Source organism: Nostoc sp., assembly GCF_036917515.1.
GTDB lineage: Bacteria > Cyanobacteriota > Cyanobacteriia > Cyanobacteriales > Nostocaceae > Nostoc.
Genome location: NZ_JBALDE010000218.1, coordinates 20,476 through 37,105, shown reverse-complemented (window position 1 = coordinate 37,105; position 16,630 = coordinate 20,476). Strand labels below are relative to the sequence as shown.

Annotated in this window: 18 protein-coding genes; 15 read left to right on the top strand and 3 right to left on the bottom strand. The window is 42.9% G+C overall.

The annotated features are described in order from the left end of the window. Positions 1–303: 303 nt before the first annotated feature. The 15 genes from V7K89_RS28485 (at position 304) to V7K89_RS28415 (ending at position 12,799) form a co-directional block, all read left to right on the top strand. Positions 304–1,251 (top strand): zinc-binding dehydrogenase, encoded by a 948-nt coding sequence (locus tag V7K89_RS28485; RefSeq protein ID WP_335193245.1) that lies wholly within the window; start codon positions 304–306, stop codon positions 1,249–1,251. Between the two features lie 15 nt (positions 1,252–1,266). After that, the gene (locus tag V7K89_RS28480) at positions 1,267–1,614 is read left to right on the top strand and encodes a hypothetical protein (protein WP_335193243.1); all 348 of its coding nucleotides are present in this window, start codon (positions 1,267–1,269) and stop codon (positions 1,612–1,614) included. 25 nt (positions 1,615–1,639) lie between these two features. Next, the gene (locus V7K89_RS28475; protein WP_335193241.1) at positions 1,640–2,440 is read left to right on the top strand and encodes an SDR family oxidoreductase; all 801 of its coding nucleotides are present in this window, start codon (positions 1,640–1,642) and stop codon (positions 2,438–2,440) included. Positions 2,441–2,473: 33 nt separating this feature from the next. Continuing rightward, positions 2,474–2,977 carry a GNAT family N-acetyltransferase gene (locus tag V7K89_RS28470; RefSeq protein WP_335193239.1) on the top strand — a complete coding sequence of 168 codons (504 nt, stop codon included), beginning with the start codon at positions 2,474–2,476 and terminating at the stop codon, positions 2,975–2,977. Between the two features lie 55 nt (positions 2,978–3,032). Next, positions 3,033–3,947, top strand: a complete 915-nt coding sequence (locus V7K89_RS28465; RefSeq protein WP_335193237.1) for a TauD/TfdA dioxygenase family protein — start codon at positions 3,033–3,035, stop codon at positions 3,945–3,947. A gap of 431 nt (positions 3,948–4,378) precedes the next feature. After that, positions 4,379–5,059 (top strand): hypothetical protein, encoded by a 681-nt coding sequence (locus tag V7K89_RS28460; RefSeq protein WP_335193234.1) that lies wholly within the window; start codon positions 4,379–4,381, stop codon positions 5,057–5,059. A 41-nt stretch (positions 5,060–5,100) separates the two neighbouring features. Further along, the gene (locus tag V7K89_RS28455; RefSeq protein WP_335193232.1) at positions 5,101–5,421 is read left to right on the top strand and encodes a hypothetical protein; all 321 of its coding nucleotides are present in this window, start codon (positions 5,101–5,103) and stop codon (positions 5,419–5,421) included. A gap of 378 nt (positions 5,422–5,799) precedes the next feature. Beyond that, positions 5,800–7,179 (top strand): LLM class flavin-dependent oxidoreductase, encoded by a 1,380-nt coding sequence (locus V7K89_RS28450; protein WP_335193230.1) that lies wholly within the window; start codon positions 5,800–5,802, stop codon positions 7,177–7,179. 123 nt (positions 7,180–7,302) lie between these two features. Further along, on the top strand, positions 7,303–8,265 hold the full coding sequence (locus tag V7K89_RS28445; RefSeq protein WP_335193228.1) for a DMT family transporter: 963 nt from the start codon (positions 7,303–7,305) through the stop codon (positions 8,263–8,265). A gap of 15 nt (positions 8,266–8,280) precedes the next feature. Beyond that, positions 8,281–8,823 (top strand): HAD hydrolase-like protein, encoded by a 543-nt coding sequence (locus tag V7K89_RS28440; protein ID WP_335193226.1) that lies wholly within the window; start codon positions 8,281–8,283, stop codon positions 8,821–8,823. A gap of 152 nt (positions 8,824–8,975) precedes the next feature. Beyond that, a complete protein-coding gene (locus tag V7K89_RS28435) occupies positions 8,976–9,752 on the top strand; it encodes a sulfite exporter TauE/SafE family protein (RefSeq protein WP_335193224.1) in 777 nt (258 codons plus the stop codon). A 27-nt stretch (positions 9,753–9,779) separates the two neighbouring features. Continuing rightward, complete coding sequence (locus tag V7K89_RS28430) at positions 9,780–11,033, top strand: MFS transporter (RefSeq protein WP_335193222.1); 1,254 nt, start codon at positions 9,780–9,782, stop codon at positions 11,031–11,033. A gap of 69 nt (positions 11,034–11,102) precedes the next feature. After that, a complete protein-coding gene (hpxZ, locus tag V7K89_RS28425; protein ID WP_335193220.1) occupies positions 11,103–11,489 on the top strand; it encodes an oxalurate catabolism protein HpxZ in 387 nt (128 codons plus the stop codon). Positions 11,490–11,626: 137 nt separating this feature from the next. Beyond that, a complete protein-coding gene (locus V7K89_RS28420; RefSeq protein ID WP_335193218.1) occupies positions 11,627–12,190 on the top strand; it encodes an NUDIX hydrolase in 564 nt (187 codons plus the stop codon). A 60-nt stretch (positions 12,191–12,250) separates the two neighbouring features. Continuing rightward, positions 12,251–12,799, top strand: coding sequence for a GNAT family N-acetyltransferase (locus V7K89_RS28415; protein WP_335193216.1), 549 nt, complete (start codon positions 12,251–12,253; stop codon positions 12,797–12,799). Between the two features lie 242 nt (positions 12,800–13,041). Here the strand turns inward: V7K89_RS28415 and V7K89_RS28410 are convergent, their stop codons facing one another. From V7K89_RS28410 to V7K89_RS28400, 3 genes are all read right to left on the bottom strand, one after another. Next, a complete protein-coding gene (locus tag V7K89_RS28410; protein WP_335193214.1) occupies positions 13,042–13,716 on the bottom strand; it encodes a hypothetical protein in 675 nt (224 codons plus the stop codon). A gap of 435 nt (positions 13,717–14,151) precedes the next feature. Continuing rightward, on the bottom strand, positions 14,152–14,613 hold the full coding sequence (locus tag V7K89_RS28405; RefSeq protein ID WP_335193212.1) for a hypothetical protein: 462 nt from the start codon (positions 14,611–14,613) through the stop codon (positions 14,152–14,154). 27 nt (positions 14,614–14,640) lie between these two features. Beyond that, positions 14,641–16,479, bottom strand: a complete 1,839-nt coding sequence (locus tag V7K89_RS28400) for a bifunctional serine/threonine-protein kinase/formylglycine-generating enzyme family protein (RefSeq protein ID WP_335193210.1) — start codon at positions 16,477–16,479, stop codon at positions 14,641–14,643. Between the last annotated feature and the right edge of the window lie 151 nt (positions 16,480–16,630).

Genomic DNA, 16,630 nt, shown 5'->3' with positions numbered 1-16,630 from the left:
GGCAGCTTATCATAGAGTAGGAGGTTGACAGTGACTAGCTTACAACATAGCAATAAATGTAAATTAATGAAACAAATCTTTTTGCTGGGTGCTTGATTCTTTTGTCTATCTTGTGATAGTTTTCTTTCTATGTCTTCAAAAATACTATAAAACTATCGGTTTACCGTAGTTATTTAAATATGATCAACCTAGTTGTAGAGATTTGGGTTAAGAAGGACTAGCCAAATCTATCGGTTTATTCTTGTAGGCAGTAGATCGTGAACCATCGCTCTAGAAATTTATCTTTAAGTCAGGGCATTCTCTATGAGTAAAATACGTGCTGTGATTGTTGATCCGAATGTAGTTGGACGTTTGGCACTGAGTGAAGTGACTGCACCGAAGCCTACCCCAGATGAGGCACTAGTCAGAGTGGCGGCGATTTCTCTCAATCGGGGAGAGATAAAACGTTCAACCACTGCTGAGGCTGGTTGGCAGCCTGGTTGGGACTTAGCAGGTGTAGTGGAAACCTCTGCTGCTGATGGTTCGGGGCCTTCCCAAGGAGCGCGTGTTGTTGGCTTGCGCCGTGTCGGTGCTTGGGCAGAACTCGTGTCTGTTCCTACTAACGCCTTAGCAGAAGTGCCGTCATCAGTATCTTTTGCTCAAGCCGCCACACTGCCTGTAGCAGGTTTAACTGCATACCATGCAGTGTTAAAAGGTGCTTCACTTTTGGGTCGAACAGTTCTGGTTACAGGTGCATCAGGAGGCGTTGGTTACTTCGCTATCCAATTGGCGCAACTGTCAGGAGCGCAAGTTGTGGCACATATTCGTCAAGCTGGCTATGAAACTCTAGTTAGAGAAGCAGGAGCGCAATCGGTGGTGATTGGCGAAGACCTTTCACCCGCCAGCGAGTACGGCCCCTACGATCTAATTGTAGAGTCAGTAGGTGGCAAGACTTTGGGGATAGCCCTTGGCTTACTGGCACAGGATGGGAAAACTGTGCTGTATGGAGTATCTGGGGGAGATGAAGTGACATTCAACGCCGCTCAGTTTTTTGGAACTGGTAGCGTCAGCCTATATGGTTTACGTCTATTTGATGAATTGAGATTTGAATCAGCCGCAGTCGGTCTAAAACGGCTTTTGAGTCTAGTAGAAGCAGGTGAGTTACATCCTCACATTGATTTAGAAGCTTCTTGGACACAAATAGCTGACGTGGCCCAACAACTACTCGATAGGCGTTTTCCTGGCAAAGCTGTGTTGCACATTTCAAATTGAGCAATAGCAGATGGTATGAGGGATAGTACTGACTTCTGGTTCAAACTAGATCGGCTTGTAGCCATTAGCAATCTCAAGATAGATCGCCCAAAAGGGACATCACATCCACGTTATCCATCTTTCATTTATCCCCTGGACTATGGATATTTACAAGATACTTGCTCTGGAGATAAATCTGATATTGATGTCTGGATAGGTAGCTTGTCTAGTAAAACAGTAACTGCTGTCATTTGTAGTGTTGACTTGGAAAAGCGAGATACAGAAATCAAGATACTTCTAAGTTGTACATCTGAGGAAAGCCGAGTCATCTTGGACATCCACAATACAGGTTCTCAATCAGCAGTATTGTTGGTTCGCAAGTAAATTACATTTTTGAAGGTAACTGTGTATGAGTTTAGAACTAAAACTATCAGGTAAAACAGCGATCGTCACTGGAGGAAGTGCGGGAATTGGTTTAGCAACTGCCAAAGCACTCTATAGTGAAGGTGTGAATGTGGCGATCGCAGCCCGCAATCAAGAACGCTTAGATCAAGCTGTAGCTGACATCCAGTCTTTACCAACTCCTGGGGCGAAAGTTATTGCCATCAGTGCTGATTTGACTAAAGCAGAAGATGTTGAGAAAGTTGTCTCCACAACATTGGCCCAGTTTAATCAAATTGATATCTTGATTAATAATGCAGGTTCAGCCCGTGCTGGATCTTTCCTAGAATCCACTGATGATTTATTTTTGGATGCTTGGAACTTAAAATTATTGGGCTATATCCGCTTAGTTAGAGCTGTCGTTCCCCATCAAAAAAATCGCGGTGATGGGCGGATTGTCAATATAGTCGGTGGTGCAGGACGGACACCTCGTCCTAACTTCCTAGCTGGTGGTACAAGCAATGCCGCCTTGCTCAACTTCACGCGGGGTATCTCTAAAGAGTTAGCCGAGTATAACATTCGTATCAATGCCATTTCACCAGGCGCTACTGCCACCGAACGTGCTGAAACTCTAGCCAAGCAGAACGCTCAAGCTCGTGGGATTACTGTAGAGCAGGCAAAAGCAGAAAGTCTTCAAAGCATTCCTTTAAAGAGAATTGCCCAGCCAGAAGAAATTGCAGCATTAGCGCTGTTTTTAGTTTCTGACCTGGCTGCTTCGATTACAGGAGCAGAGATACAGGTTGATGGCGGCTCTACTCCTGGTGTTTAAAGAGCGATTTTTACCAATGTCAGAGTTAAGACAATGGTGAAAATTAGAAAGGCAGAAGTAGCAGATGCACCGATTTTAGCGGCAGCTGAAGCCAAGATAGCCGAGACAGCAGGATATCTAGTTTCCCGCCCTGATGAAATCACACCGGATGCCTTCACAACAAAAATTGCCGACCTCAGCCAGCATCCTCGTGGACTTTACATCGTAGCCTTATTAGAGGACAAAATTGTTGCTCATGCCATGCTCGATCCCATGAGTTTGTCGGCACTGGCCCATATAGTCCGACTGAACATTTTCGTCTATCCAGAATTCCAACGTCAGAGAATCGGACAAACGATTATGGACTATCTACTGACTTGGGCTAAACAGACTCCTGGTGTGGAAAAGATAGAACTACTAGTGCGAGCTACTAATAAACCTGCGATCGCTCTCTATGAAAAAATCGGATTCTTTGAAGAAGGTAGATTCAAGAAACGATTAAAACTGCCAGACGGTTCTTACATAGATGACCTAGCAATGGCATTGTTTGTGGATTAAGTCTGGATATTTAAACAAAAACGATCAGTACAAACTTCCCTGGAAATACAAACACATGAGTTCTCAATACTTTGACATCAAACCAGTTGCCGGACGCATCGGTGCTGAAATCATTGGCGTTAATTTAGCTAGTGACCTCAGCAACGAAATTATCAGTGATATCCGTAAAACCTTAGTGCAATACAAAGTGATTTTCTTCCGTGGTCAGCAACAACTTGATGCTAATGGACAAGTTGCCTTCGCTCATCGTTTTGGTGAAGTCACTACAGCCCACCCAACTGTACCATCGCTGCCAGAAAATCCAGAAGTCTTAGACCTGAATTATGGGCGTACCACTTCCCGCGCCAATAGCTGGCATACTGATGTTACGTTCGTAGACCGTCCTCCTCTCGGCTCTATCTTACGAGCGCTTGACATTCCGCCAACTGGTGGCGATACAATCTGGGCAAACTCAGTAACTGCATACCAAGATTTACCTATCCATCTACGTAATCTTGCAGACCAACTTTGGGCAGTACACAGCAACAAATTCGACTATGCTACTGCATTTGACTTACCTGAAGATGCCAAGGCTTACCGGGCTGTCTTCACTTCGACTGTATACGAGACTCTGCACCCAGTTGTACGCGTCCATCCCGAATCTGGAGAGCGGGGGCTATTCATCGGCGGATTTGTGCGCCAGTTCCGTGGCTTATCAACAACTGAATCAGATGACATTCTGCGGCTGTTGCAAGCGTATGTAACACGTCCAGAAAACACAGTCCGGTGGCGTTGGCAAGTTGGTGACGTAGCTTTTTGGGATAATCGGGCTACTCAACATTATGCGATCGCAGATTACGGCAACCAGCCTCGCCACGTTCAACGAGTCACAATTGTCGGCGACCTCCCAGTTGGCATCGATGGTAAACAAAGTGAGGCGATCAAAGGAGATGCTTCTGAGTACAATCGACGTGAAGCAGTGACTGCGTAATTCTTGGGCATGGGGCATTGGGCATGGGGAATAGGGGACGAGTCTTTAATACTCGCGGATGAGTCTTTGATACTCGTGAACGAGTCTTTGATACTCGCGGATGAGTCTTTGATACTCGTGAACGAGTCTTTGATACTCGCGGACGAGTCTTTGATACTCGCGGACGAGTCTTTGATACTCGCGAACGAGTCTTTGATACTCGCGGACGAGTCTTTGATACTCGCGAACGAGTCTTTGATACTCGCGGACGAGTCTTTGATACTCGCGAACGAGTCTTTAATACTCGTGAATGAGTCTTTGAACTCCACTCCCCTGCTGCCTACTCCCTACTACCCTTTGCTAGCTTAACCTTCCACTGACTAATGACTCCTGACTCCTGAATTTTTGATAATTTCACTATGTCTGCCTGTGATGATTGAAAGGAGCGTTAGATGGAAACTGCATTCATTATGCCTCTTGCTGAAATAGAGTCAAATCCAGTTATTGCTGCACTTCCCAAAGCAGACTTACACATCCATCAGGAGTGGTCGCCGCGCCTTGACCGGGTGTTGGCGCGGCGCGAGGGGCAGACATCCTATAATTGGCGGCACTGGGCTAAACAGTTGATGACTGAAACACTGCCTGGAATGCCACGCCTCCAACTCCTTGCTAGCATTTTCCCCGTAGCGCGAGAAGTCGATGCCGAGCCAGAAAACTTCATCGCGCGGATTGAGGATTTGCTGGACGAAGCGGCAGCAGATGGAGCCATTTTGGTAGAAGTGCGTTTTGGTAACGAAGCGCTACTACGACCAGACTTTATGTTATTGTTTCGAGAAGCCGAGCGTCGCGTCCAGGCGCGACATCCCCAGCTTTGTGCTGAGGCGGTTTTCGTGTTCATGCTAGGTTGGTATGATCGCGATCACCTTGAGCAACTCTTACAAGCTTGTATTCAGGCAGCAGAACAGGGACTAGGCGGTATAGATTTCCTATACAAACCGTATGACACCGAGGCGGATTGGACAACTGCCTATCGCATCGCGGAGCGGGCTGCTGCGGTGGGGCTAGGAATCACCGCGCACGCAGGCGAATTTTCCACCGCCAATATTGCTGCTGCCCTGCGCGTCCTGGACTGACGCGGATCGGTCACGCAACACAGGCTGTTCGTGACCCGCATTTGTTAGAACTGCTAGCAACGAGCGGCGTTACTGTTGAGTGTTCCCTTACTTGTAACGTTGTCTTGGGAGCCGTCGCTTCTTATACAGAGCATCCGGTTCGGCAGCTTGTAAAGTCCGGGATTGCGATCGCTCTTTGTACAGATAATCCTGTGCAAATCTCTACCACCATCGGGCGGGAGTATACAGTGGCCCATGCCCTCGGTTTTTCTCCAGCTGAATTGCTTGCCGTAACTCGTAATGCGATCAAGGTAGCGTTTACATCACCAAAGCGACGAAACGAACTCCTAACTGAGTTGAGCCAATGGAAAGACTCAAAGTAGTGCTTTGCTAGTACAAAAGGGTTTGTAGTAAGCACGAAAAGTGTTTAGAAAATAAGAACTAAAGTTCTTACTACTAACTTGCTTAATCGGTCAATTTAAACTTGACAGACTAGTAGATGCCACTGAATATCTTTCAGACATTTCCTAATTTCCTTAACCAGATTTTTTCAAATGTTAAAACGATAGACATTTTAACCGAGTATCTAATGACGATCGCACTTTTTTATGAAACTCTTCTATACACCTAACTCATTGGTATGATGAATTCTCTAAACTACCCTCCATCCAAGCAACAAGACCAGAGTCTTAATAACTAATATTTTCTTATTCCAAACAAGAGAAAGAAAAAAGCACGAGTACGCTCTCACAAATAGAAATATGAGTACGAAAAAACAACTTAAACTCGGAGCATTTTTACCCGGTAGTGGTCATCATGTGGCAGCATGGCGGCATCCCAACACCCCGGCTGATGGAGGTCTGAACTTCCAACATTATAAGCAGCTGGCACAAACGGCTGAACGGGGCAAATTTGATATGCTTTTCCTCGCTGATGGTTTAGCCGTCTGGGATAGAGGACAAGGGACTGAGGCTTTTAGCCGTTCGGGACAATTCAGCGTCCACTTTGAACCTTTAACCTTGTTGTCGGCTCTGTCTGTAGTGACAGAAAATATCGGATTGGTGGCAACATCATCAACAACTTATGATGAGCCTTTTCATCTCGCCCGCAAATTTGCGTCACTAGATTATCTCAGCGGTGGTCGTGCCGGATGGAATCTTGTAACCTCTGCTGCTGAAGCCGCAGCACAGAATTTCAGCCAAGAAAACCACCTAGAACACTCACTGCGCTATGAACGGGCCAGAGAATTTGTGGATGTTGTCACCAAACTTTGGGACAGTTGGGAAGACGATGCTTTTCTCCACAATAAGGAGTCAGGTATTTACTTTGATGCCGAAAAGTTGCATATACCTCACCACAAGGGCAAATATTTCTCAGTACGCGGTCCGCTCAATGTGGCGCGTCCACCGCAGGGATATCCAGTAATCGTCCAAGCTGGATCTTCCGAAGCAGGTCAGGATCTGGCTGCCCAAACAGCAGAGGCGATTTTCACTGCACAACAGACATTGGCAGAAGCTCAAGCCTTCTACGCCAACGTCAAGGGAAGATTGGCTAAATACGGACGTTCCCCTGACCATCTCAAAATCATGCCAGGGGTGTTCCCAGTGATTGGTAAGACTGAGCAGGAAGCTAAAGACAAATATGAGCAACTTCAGGATTTGATTCATCCCTTGGTAGGATTAGGGCTGCTTTCTGGACTAGTGGGTGGCCATGATCTGTCTAAGTATCCCCTAGATGGGCCGCTGCCGGATCTGCCTGATACCAACGGTGGCAAAAGCCGCTTGCAACTGATCACCGATCTTGCCCGCCGAGAGAATTTAACAATCCGGCAGCTGTATTTGTGGATTGCAGGAGCACGGGGACATCGAACCATTCTTGGAACACCAGAACAGATTGCCGATCAGTTAGAAGATTGGTTTGTTAATGGTGGAGCTGATGGATTTAACATTATGCCGCCCTGGCTACCTGGAGGTTTAGAGGAGTTCGTAGACTTAGTAATTCCCGAACTGCAACGTCGGGGAATATTTCGTACTGAGTATGAAGGTAGTACTTTACGCGAAAATCTCGGTTTACCCCGTCCGGTGAACCAGTTCACTACAAAGACTGCTCCTGAACCTGTGGGCGTCGGTTCTTTGGCATAGTTTTGATTGAACAACTGGCAGTGTTTTTGAAGCGACGGCTTTGATTTCCTCAAACTTAATCTGGTTTGTTATTCCAGTGGTTTTAACAATACAATCAAGTCGTCTCTAAGGAAACTTTTTATCGTGTTGGGCATCCTAACGGTTCTTCTATCCTCCTTTGTTTTAACGTTTCACAACGTTACTGTCCGAGTTTTGTTTTCAGAACATCTCGTACTAGGTTTATTTTTACTCGGTGGATACGTTAAACCGGATTTGCAGAATTCCTTCTTGCTGATGTTCATGCGAATGCTGCTGGTGGTTCCACTGATGGCATCTTTATCATTCAAGCTATATCCAGCTGCTCTTAAAGAACTCCAAGACTTATTCACCCGCAACCGTAGGGATGTTCTGATTCAAGCTCTTGGCTGTGGAGTGCTGATGTTTGTGTATATTGCCTCACTCTACATTGCTATTGGCTTGATTCCCACAGGCATTGCCTTGACCCTTTTCTTCACCTATCCCGTATTTACAGCACTGCTGTCATGGAGATTTTTTGGCGATCGCCCCACATTGTTCCGTTGGCTGGTAATGGCTATTATTCTGCTGGGTAGCGCTCTCACCATTCCTCAATCTTCTGCTACCTACAGCAGTCATACCATTGCGATCGGTATTTTCGCTAGTTTTGGCGCTGGGATCGTTTATGCTTTTTATTGCATCATTGCTCAAAAATGTTTAGAAAAATTCCATCCAGTTCCATTCACCTGGATCAGTTTTGCTTCCACTCTACTGCTTTGCAGTATTAGTTTACTTTTTTGGCCGGCTAAGAGCGGCCAACTTGACTGGACACCCCTATGGATTGGCAGCATATTTTCGGGTCTAGTCAGCTTTCTCGGACACACATTGAACAATGTGGGGATTCGGATGGTTGGCGCTTCTACCGCTTCCATAATCGGCTCTAGCAGTCCAGCATTGACGGCACTAATGGCATGGATAACTATTAGCGAAACTTTAAACGTGATTCAGAGTGTAGGGATTGGTGTTGTCACATTAGGCATCGCCTTACTTAGTGCAGAAGGCTTTGTGAAATCGCTCAAAATTAAGGGTTGAATTGGGAATTAAGATATGCCTTTCTCCGCTATCCTTTTCGATCTTGACGGGACTTTGACAGATCCTAAACCTGGCATCACTGGTTGCATTCAGTATGCGCTCTCTGAACTCGGTTACAAACCACCGAATACTGATGAATTAAATTGGTGTATTGGGCCACCACTCAAAGATAGCTTTTCGCAATTACTCAATACCTTAGATGGCACAGTAATTGAACAGGCTCTTTTACTATATCGTCGTCGCTTTGCCACAATTGGATTATTTGAAAACTCCCTTTATCCCCAAATTTCAGAAGTCCTAAAAGTCATTCGTTTTGCTGGTTATAAAACTTTTGTTGCGATTTCTAAACCATATATTTATGCAATGCAAATTATTGAATATTTTGGCTTATCATTGCTTTTTGATGGTGTTTATGGTATTGAAATTGACGGAGCGCAAAGCAGAAAAGGCGACTTAATTCACCATATTTTATTAACAGAAAAACTTTTACCTTCTACTGTGGTGATGGTAGGCGATAACTTCGTTAAGCTTTCCTGCGGAACGCTGCGCGAACGCTAACGCTCACATGACATCATTGGAGCCAAGTGCTATCACATTACCTCAATTGGTGTCACCTATGGCTATGGAACTGAGGAAGAATTAAAAGCTCATGGTGCTGACTTGATTGCCCATTCTCCAAGCGATATTCCAAAATTAATAATTCGTAAATAATGCCACCATCATTAACACTTTTCCATAGCTTACTTCTGTTTAGTACCGCTTTTATTGCAGGTGGATTAAACGCTATAGCAGGTGGTGGAAGTTTTATCACGTTTCCAACTCTTATCTTTACAGGTGTACCCCCGATCGCAGCTAACGCCACGAATAATACCGCGATTTGGGTGGCTGCTCTAGCAAGTGCTGGAGCATATCGTCAAGATTTAAACATCGAGCGGCGATATTTTTTACTTTTATGTGGTGTCAGTTTAGTTGGTGGCATGATTGGCTCCATCACCTTGTTGTATACATCGCCAGATGTCTTTAAAAAGCTTATTCCCTATCTCTTACTGCTGGCAACCCTGGTGTTTACCTTTGGTGAACCTTTCAAAAAGTGGTTACAGCGTCAAAAGCAGAATACATCACCTGAATCTGTATCATTGTTAAATTTGATACTCGCTCAACTAGTAATCGCCATCTATGGCGGTTTCTTTGGCGCAGGTATAGGGATTTTAATGCTGGCAACTCTAACGTTTTTAGGTATCAAAAGTATTCACACAATGAATGCTTTTAAGACATTTTTAGGGAGTTGTATCAATGGTATTGCGATCGTTCCATTTATTTTTGCAGGTGTGATTGCTTGGCATCAAGCTATTTTGATGGCAGTGGGTGGTTCTCTGGGTGGTTATTTAAGCGCTCATTATGCTCGTCAACTTGAACCGCACTTAATTCGGAAATTTGTGATAATTGTTGCCTTCAGCATGACTGCCTACTTTTTTATTCACGGTTAAGGACTTAGAACTATTGATGGGTGATGTATGGAAGCATCAAAAAAATCACAAGTCGTGCTCCGTGCTTTTAGTTCCAGAAATTTTCGCCTGTACTACATAGGTCAGGCAATTTCTCTGATTGGTACGTCCATGACTCAAGTGGCTACTAGTTGGTTAGTATATCGCCTCACCGATTCTGCTTGGTTACTCGGTCTGGTGGGCTTTGCTAGTCAAATTCCCACGCTTGTGTTGATTCCTTTAGGTGGAATCATCGCCGATCGCACGAACCGCCACCGCATTCTGCTTGTTGCCCAGATTCTGGGGATGCTTCAGTCTTTGGCTCTGACTTGGCTGGTCTTAAATGGTACTATTAACGTCTGGCAGATTGCATTTCTTGGTGTGTTGCAAGGGATAATCAACGCCTTCGATATTCCCACCCGACAGGCATTTTTACCAGAAACGGTCAGTAAGGAAAATCTCGGTAATGCGACCGCCTTGTACTCTTCCCTTGTCAGCGTTTCACTTATGGTTGGGCCTGCGATCGCAGGCTTATTAATTGCGGCAGTGGGATCAGGGCTTTGTTTTCTGCTCGATAGTATCAGTTACATTGCCGTAATTATTGCCCTTCTTGCAATGAACCTTGCCCCCAAAAAAGCTATCATTTCCACACACAAACCTTTAGAGGAATTGAAAGCTAGTTTTAACTACGCCTTCGGGTTTTTGCCAATTCGCTCTGTCATGATTGGTTCGGCTTTAGTCTCCTGCGTGTGGGGATTTTACTTAGCTTTGGGGCCGATTTTTGCCAAGGATATTTTACAGGGTGGGCCTAACACCTTCGGCTTTTTGATGACAGCTTCCAGTTTGGGAACCTTAGCAGGTGGTATTTATTTAACTAAGTATAGCAATGTACTGGAGTCGGGTAAAGTTCTAGCATTGGGCATAGGTTTTATGGGGATAAGCTTGATTATCTTTGCCCTATCCCGCGTGTTCTGGCTTTCGCTGTTTTCATTATTGGCAGCTGGTTTCGGCTTTATTTTGCAGCTAATTGCCGGACGCACCTTGCTTCAACTGTTGGTGACTGATGAAAATCGCGGGCAAATTACAGGTCTTTACGTTATGGCATCTACAGGCGCATTTGCTATCGGCAACTTAATAGCTGGCGCACTAGCAAGCAAAATTGGTAGTAGTAATACTGTCATCCTTGGTGCAAGTATTTGTATTGCAGGCTCAATTTTCTTTATGCAGCAAATCTCCACCTTCCGTGATCTGGTACGTCTGAATCTACGTACTGAAGCAGCTTAAAAGAAAAATAGTTCTGACTATTTAAAAGAGTGCATAATCTAGCCATAATACCAAAAATTGGTAACAACAATGACTACTATAAATGACTCTACTGTTGTAGCTGAAATAACTGATTTGTACCTCAAGTATGAACAAGCCCTTTCTAATAACAATTTAGAAGTGATGGATAGCTTGTTTTGGGATGCGCCCGAAGTAGTGCGGTTTGGAATTACAGAAAATCTCTATGGCGGCGATGAAGTTCGTAACTTTCGTCAGAATCGACCAAACCCAAAAATAGAGCGAGAAATCTCGAATCTCAAGGTTGTAACCTTTGGGAAAGATGCAGCAACAGTGACTTTAGAATTTTGCCGGATTATCAATGGTGTAGAGCGTTTCGGGCGACAAAGCCAGACTTGGTACAAGTTTACCGAAGGATGGAAGGTGGTTTCAGCCCACGTTTCATTATTGCCAGTGTGAGTTTCAAAACTATAACTAGTATTTTAGTTAGATATTAGCTGTCAGAAAAGATAGTAAGTGGCGATAATACTAGCTTTACCTGATTTCAAATCATTAAAAATAATTCCTGTAAAAAGCAGAGAAATAGAGGTTTAAATATGGAAAACTCATTTGATTGGATTGTTTTAAAATCTAAACATCTAGTAAAAGACAAATGGATTTCAGTACGGTCTGACACTTGTCAAATGCCTAATGGAACAATAGTTGACCCCTATTATGTTCTTGAATATCCAAGATGGGTAAATGTTGTAGCGTTAACCAAAAATCAGGAAGTTATTTTAGTAAAGCAATATCGCCACGGTCTGAAAAAAACAATTCTAGAATTGCCCAGTGGTGCTGTAGAGACTGAAGATATTTTACCATTGGAAGCCGCAAAACGCGAATTATTAGAAGAGACTGGTTACACTAGCAATCATTTTATTGAAACTGGTATATTATCACCAAACCCAGCCAATCATAACAATTTAACCCATTGTTTTTTAGCAACAGATGTAGAATGTGTAGCTGATTTAAAGTTAGACCTTACCGAACAAATTGATGTAGTTTTATTGCCTTTAAAAAAGGTCATTGAAGGTATTGATAAAGGTATACTATTGCAAACATTACATATTAGCTCATTATTTTTTGCTCTAAAAAAACTTGATAAAGTGCAATTTTCTTAGTCATCTGGCTAGAGTTGTCTTTGTCAATAACTTCATTAATGACTAAACGAGGATTCACTAATGATATTGGAAACTCAACGCTTATTACTGCGGGAAATGAAGCTTTCTGACCTCGACGCCTTACTGCTTGTCCTTGGCGATGCAGAGTCGATGCGCTACTACCCAAAACCCTTTGACCGCGAGATGGTGGAAAGATGGATTGACCGACATCGCCACAACTACGCACAGCACGGCCTCGGCTTGTGGTCGATGGTTTTCAAGACGACAGGTGAGGTAATCGGCGACTGCGGACTGATTTGGCAGGAGGTCGAGGGACACCAAGAACTCGAAATTGGTTATCATGTCCGCCGTGACCAACAAATGCAGGGTTATGCAACTGAAGCTGCATCTGCTTGCCAGGACTACGCCTTTAACGTACTGGGTTGCGATTATCGCGTCATCTCCCTGATTCGCCCAGAAAATATTCCCTCTCGTCGTGTAGCTGAAAAGAACGGACTCAAGGTCGTTCAGGAGACACTTTGGCGCGACATACCGCACTATATATATGCTGTGCAGCGCTCAGAAAGTAAACTTCTTACAACAAGCAATCTTAGAAGCAGAGAAGTTTAATAATCTGTGTACCAACGTTGAGGCTGCTCACCAGGAACATAGTTAGCTATAGCATCAACATGAGAGCGAAAGTATCTCGTTCCTAGTCGGAGACTAAGAATGCCTGTTGTTGGGGCTGCCGTCTCAAGACTTGCGGCAGCAGCCCAATGAGTAGCATTTCTAGCCTCTGGCTGTAAACGAGATTTGAAAAGGATTAAGCGTTGGTTGTAGAGCGAACGTTTGGTTGGCTATGCTTCAAAATATCAAGTGCATTTAATTTTTTGAGTATAAAATCTAGCTGCTAAAAGAGCCGCACCTGCTACTAAAGTTGCTAGTACACTATCAGGTTCAGGGACGGCAGCAACTTGAGCATCAATTCGTGCAGTTCCAGCAAACAAACCGGACAATTCAGGGTGGTCTAATATATCAGCAAACTCTGGAGAAATCAACAATTGAACATCAGGGATGGTTAAATTTTGGCCATTAAATGCTACAGGTCCGGGAGTGCTTAAATCAAACAAGATTGTATTTAAAGAAAATGTGTCTCTTAAAACAAGTCCGCTGGCACCTGTGACAGTACGTCCTGGAGCAAAACCGATTGAAAAATCACCAACAGTAATTTGATTGTTGAATGTAACAGTACCAGTATGCTCGATTGTACCTGAGAGCGGAGTAAAACCGCCCTCGTCACTGAACGTGAAGTTAGTAAGTGAGTCGATGTTGAAGCCAACTAAATAATTGCTAGGAATTGGTGGGACTGTCTGATTAGTACCTGTCAAGGTTAGCCCAATACTACTAAGAATCTCCTCATGATCGCGATCAATGCTGGTGACTCCAGATATCACTTTAAAAGTTGCAGCTTCTACCTGTATGGGTGCTATGGAGATAAAAGCTGCTGTCGTACAACCAAGAATCCCTGCAAACTGAAAAAAACGCATATATATTTCTGATGATCTTCGTAGTTTATTTTATCTAAAAAAATATCTTTTTTTAATATATATATTAAAAAGTTACTGCTAAAGACTATTCTCAAAATTTAAGATTTTGTAAACGTCTAGTTAATAACAAAATTTAAACCATACAGTTACAAATACAAAGTTAAGTAAGCGGGGATAAATAAAAATTACTGGTGATAATGAGGCGAAAAGTATAAGGTATAAAGTATTAAGAATAGAAAATAAAAAAATATAGTTACGTTTAATTATGTCCAGTGCCAATTATTTAGGAGCTAATTTAAAATTCCCTCTTCCATGCTTGGGAAAGAGATTTAGGGTGAGGGCTTTTGATTCATCCAAGAAGTATAATTAGGTATTCGCAGACTCTAGCTGAGAACCAGAGAAAGCTGATTTATTCTCGCCGATTTACTTCTTAGTTCACAGACTTGTTCTAATCCACCAACTTATTTTCTCCAAATTAAGATTTATTTCCTGCCAAAAACTTGCTGAAGAGTCTGCTTCTCTTGTTTTTGCAAGTATTTTATCTATACTGTCAAAGTTTTTTTGAATTAACTGCTTATCTAATTTCGGAATATCTAATTTCAGATATTTTAAACGGTTGGGTAACTCTACTTTCTCTTTTGCTGGCAAGTGGGCAATCTGAGCAACTTGTTTTAAAATTGTATCTACTGATACAATAATTTCTGGCAGGTTGGGCTTTTTAGTTTTTAATTGTAAATCTTTTTCTTCAAAGGCTTCTTCTTGATTACCTAACTTTACTAAGATTATTTTGACGAAGAAAATATTGTAATTTACTTCACTAACTTCACCGACTTGCTGATGATATTTTCCACTTTTATTTATAACTACTATGTCACCTTTCTCAATTCTATTGTTCATAATTTATACAACCTTGTAATTAAATTACTAAATAATCTCCTCTACAGAAAATACTACTCTAAAGCCACAAACCCTCAGTCCACCGTCTGACTCATTCCAGCTACGACTGGCGCTGCGACAAAGTTCTGCACTAAAACTCCAAGAACCACCGCGTAGCACCCGGCGATTTATATCACCGCCAACTTCCCAAGCTGTTCCATCTAAGGGTGAGTCGTTGTAATTGTTATGCCACGAATCAGCACACCATTCCCAAACTAACCCGTGCATATCGTACAATCCAAAGGCGTTAGCGACTTCAAAACTACCGACGTTTGTTGTTTCTTTACGGAATTTGCTTTTTGGTTCCATAGTGCAGCTGACTAACTCAGGAGTAATGGTTTCGCCAAAATGGAATGAGGTTGTAGTTCCAGCACGACAAGCATATTCCCATTCAGCTTCACTCGGTAAACGATAGTCGCGTCCAGTTTTTTCTGATAGCCTGAGACAGAATTCTACAGCCTCATACCAAGATATATTTTCCACTGGTCTATCTAGACCTTTGAATTTTGATGGATGGGGATTTAAAGCTTGTTTGACTTTGGGTAAAGCTGCTACTACTCTCCACTGTGCTTGAGTTACAGGAAATTTCCCCATAAAAAATGGTTCAACGGTAACTTGGTGTCGCGGACGTTCGTCAGCATCTCCTTCAAATTCCGGTGAACCCATCATGTAAGTACCACCAGGAATTGATACCATTTCTAATGTGACAGACTTACCTAATTCTTCAGCAAAAAAGTTTGCATTACAGTTCATGCGGTTTACTTCTCTACCACCTGTGTCTACTGTTACTACGTCAAATTCAAAGGTTTCTAATGGGGGTAATGGTACGATTACTTTTTGTGGTAGCGGCGGTAATATTTGTTGAGACATCGAAACAATTTTTAAGGCAACAGGTTCAATGTTTGATGTAGCAAACTTTAAATCGTTAATAACTTCTACTGCTGTTTGATATCTTTCACTCGGTAGATGTTTGAGTAATTTCTCTAAAATGTTCCCTAATTCGTCGCTGATAGTAATACTTTTTTTCTGTAAATATTCGCGCCACAACCATTTAGCATTCATGGCATCATAAATAGGGTCATTAATCTGTCCAGAAGCATCTTGCAACGGCAAACATTGAGTTAAAAGACGTACACAAGTTACGCCCAAAGCATACAAATCACTGCCATGACAAGCAAATCCAGCCATTTGTTCTGTTGGGGCATAGCCAAGGGTATAAATTATCGTAGCTTGTCTTCCTATACTGGTTTGTGTCACCTGTTTAGCACCGCCAAAGTCAATTAAGACGGGTTTTTCATCACTTGTACGGCGGATAATATTTTCTGGTTTGATATCCCGATGAATGACGTTATGGGTATGAATGAATTCCAGAACTGGCAATAAATCAGCTAAAAGTTCCCAAATTTGTTGCTCACCATAAATTTGTTGCTGAACTTCTTGTAAAAGAGTTTTTCCTTGAATAAATTCTTGTACGAGATACAAGCTAGTACCTTGTTCAAAATAAGCTAGTAATCGGGGAATTTGGGTATGATTTTCTCCCAGTTCATACAACCGAAAAGCCTCTTCTTTGAAAAATTCTGCAGCTTTAGTGCGTTGTCCTGTTCCCTGAAACTGTGGGAAAAATTGCTTGATGACGCAAGGGGCGTTTAGTCTATCTACATCTTCTGTAGAATATGTTCTACTAAATCCACCTTCACCTAAGAGTCTTAATACACGGTAACGGTTTCTGAGAAGTTTACCAAAGTTGCTTTGTCCGCAACTCACGCAAAATCTATTGCTATCAGAGTTGAATGGATTTGAGCAATTGGGATTTTGGCAGATTTGCATAATCAGGAGGAAATAGCATCTTCTCCAAAGTTAGCCCCAATATTATCTAATTGAAAACAGTTATGTAGAGAAGCGAACACGGAAGTTTATTCATGTGCTTAAAACTATCTTTCACACGAGGGCTAAGGATAAATACAATTCAAAATTTAAA

Bases quoted from the DNA above. Each gene is read 5' to 3' on its own strand.
- V7K89_RS28415 (WP_335193216.1), top strand. From the start codon at position 12,251: ATGATATTGGAAACTCAACGCTTATTACTGCGGGAAATGAAGCTTTCT.
- V7K89_RS28440 (WP_335193226.1), top strand. From the start codon at position 8,281: ATGCCTTTCTCCGCTATCCTTTTCGATCTTGACGGGACTTTGACAGAT.
- V7K89_RS28410 (WP_335193214.1), bottom strand. From the start codon at position 13,716: ATGCGTTTTTTTCAGTTTGCAGGGATTCTTGGTTGTACGACAGCAGCT.
- V7K89_RS28460 (WP_335193234.1), top strand. From the start codon at position 4,379: ATGGAAACTGCATTCATTATGCCTCTTGCTGAAATAGAGTCAAATCCA.
- V7K89_RS28420 (WP_335193218.1), top strand. From the start codon at position 11,627: ATGGAAAACTCATTTGATTGGATTGTTTTAAAATCTAAACATCTAGTA.
- hpxZ (WP_335193220.1), top strand. From the start codon at position 11,103: ATGACTACTATAAATGACTCTACTGTTGTAGCTGAAATAACTGATTTG.
- V7K89_RS28450 (WP_335193230.1), top strand. From the start codon at position 5,800: ATGAGTACGAAAAAACAACTTAAACTCGGAGCATTTTTACCCGGTAGT.
- V7K89_RS28435 (WP_335193224.1), top strand. From the start codon at position 8,976: ATGCCACCATCATTAACACTTTTCCATAGCTTACTTCTGTTTAGTACC.
- V7K89_RS28480 (WP_335193243.1), top strand. From the start codon at position 1,267: ATGAGGGATAGTACTGACTTCTGGTTCAAACTAGATCGGCTTGTAGCC.
- V7K89_RS28465 (WP_335193237.1), top strand. From the start codon at position 3,033: ATGAGTTCTCAATACTTTGACATCAAACCAGTTGCCGGACGCATCGGT.
- V7K89_RS28405 (WP_335193212.1), bottom strand. From the start codon at position 14,613: ATGAACAATAGAATTGAGAAAGGTGACATAGTAGTTATAAATAAAAGT.
- V7K89_RS28430 (WP_335193222.1), top strand. From the start codon at position 9,780: ATGGAAGCATCAAAAAAATCACAAGTCGTGCTCCGTGCTTTTAGTTCC.
- V7K89_RS28485 (WP_335193245.1), top strand. From the start codon at position 304: ATGAGTAAAATACGTGCTGTGATTGTTGATCCGAATGTAGTTGGACGT.
- V7K89_RS28475 (WP_335193241.1), top strand. From the start codon at position 1,640: ATGAGTTTAGAACTAAAACTATCAGGTAAAACAGCGATCGTCACTGGA.
- V7K89_RS28470 (WP_335193239.1), top strand. From the start codon at position 2,474: ATGGTGAAAATTAGAAAGGCAGAAGTAGCAGATGCACCGATTTTAGCG.
- V7K89_RS28400 (WP_335193210.1), bottom strand. From the start codon at position 16,479: ATGCAAATCTGCCAAAATCCCAATTGCTCAAATCCATTCAACTCTGAT.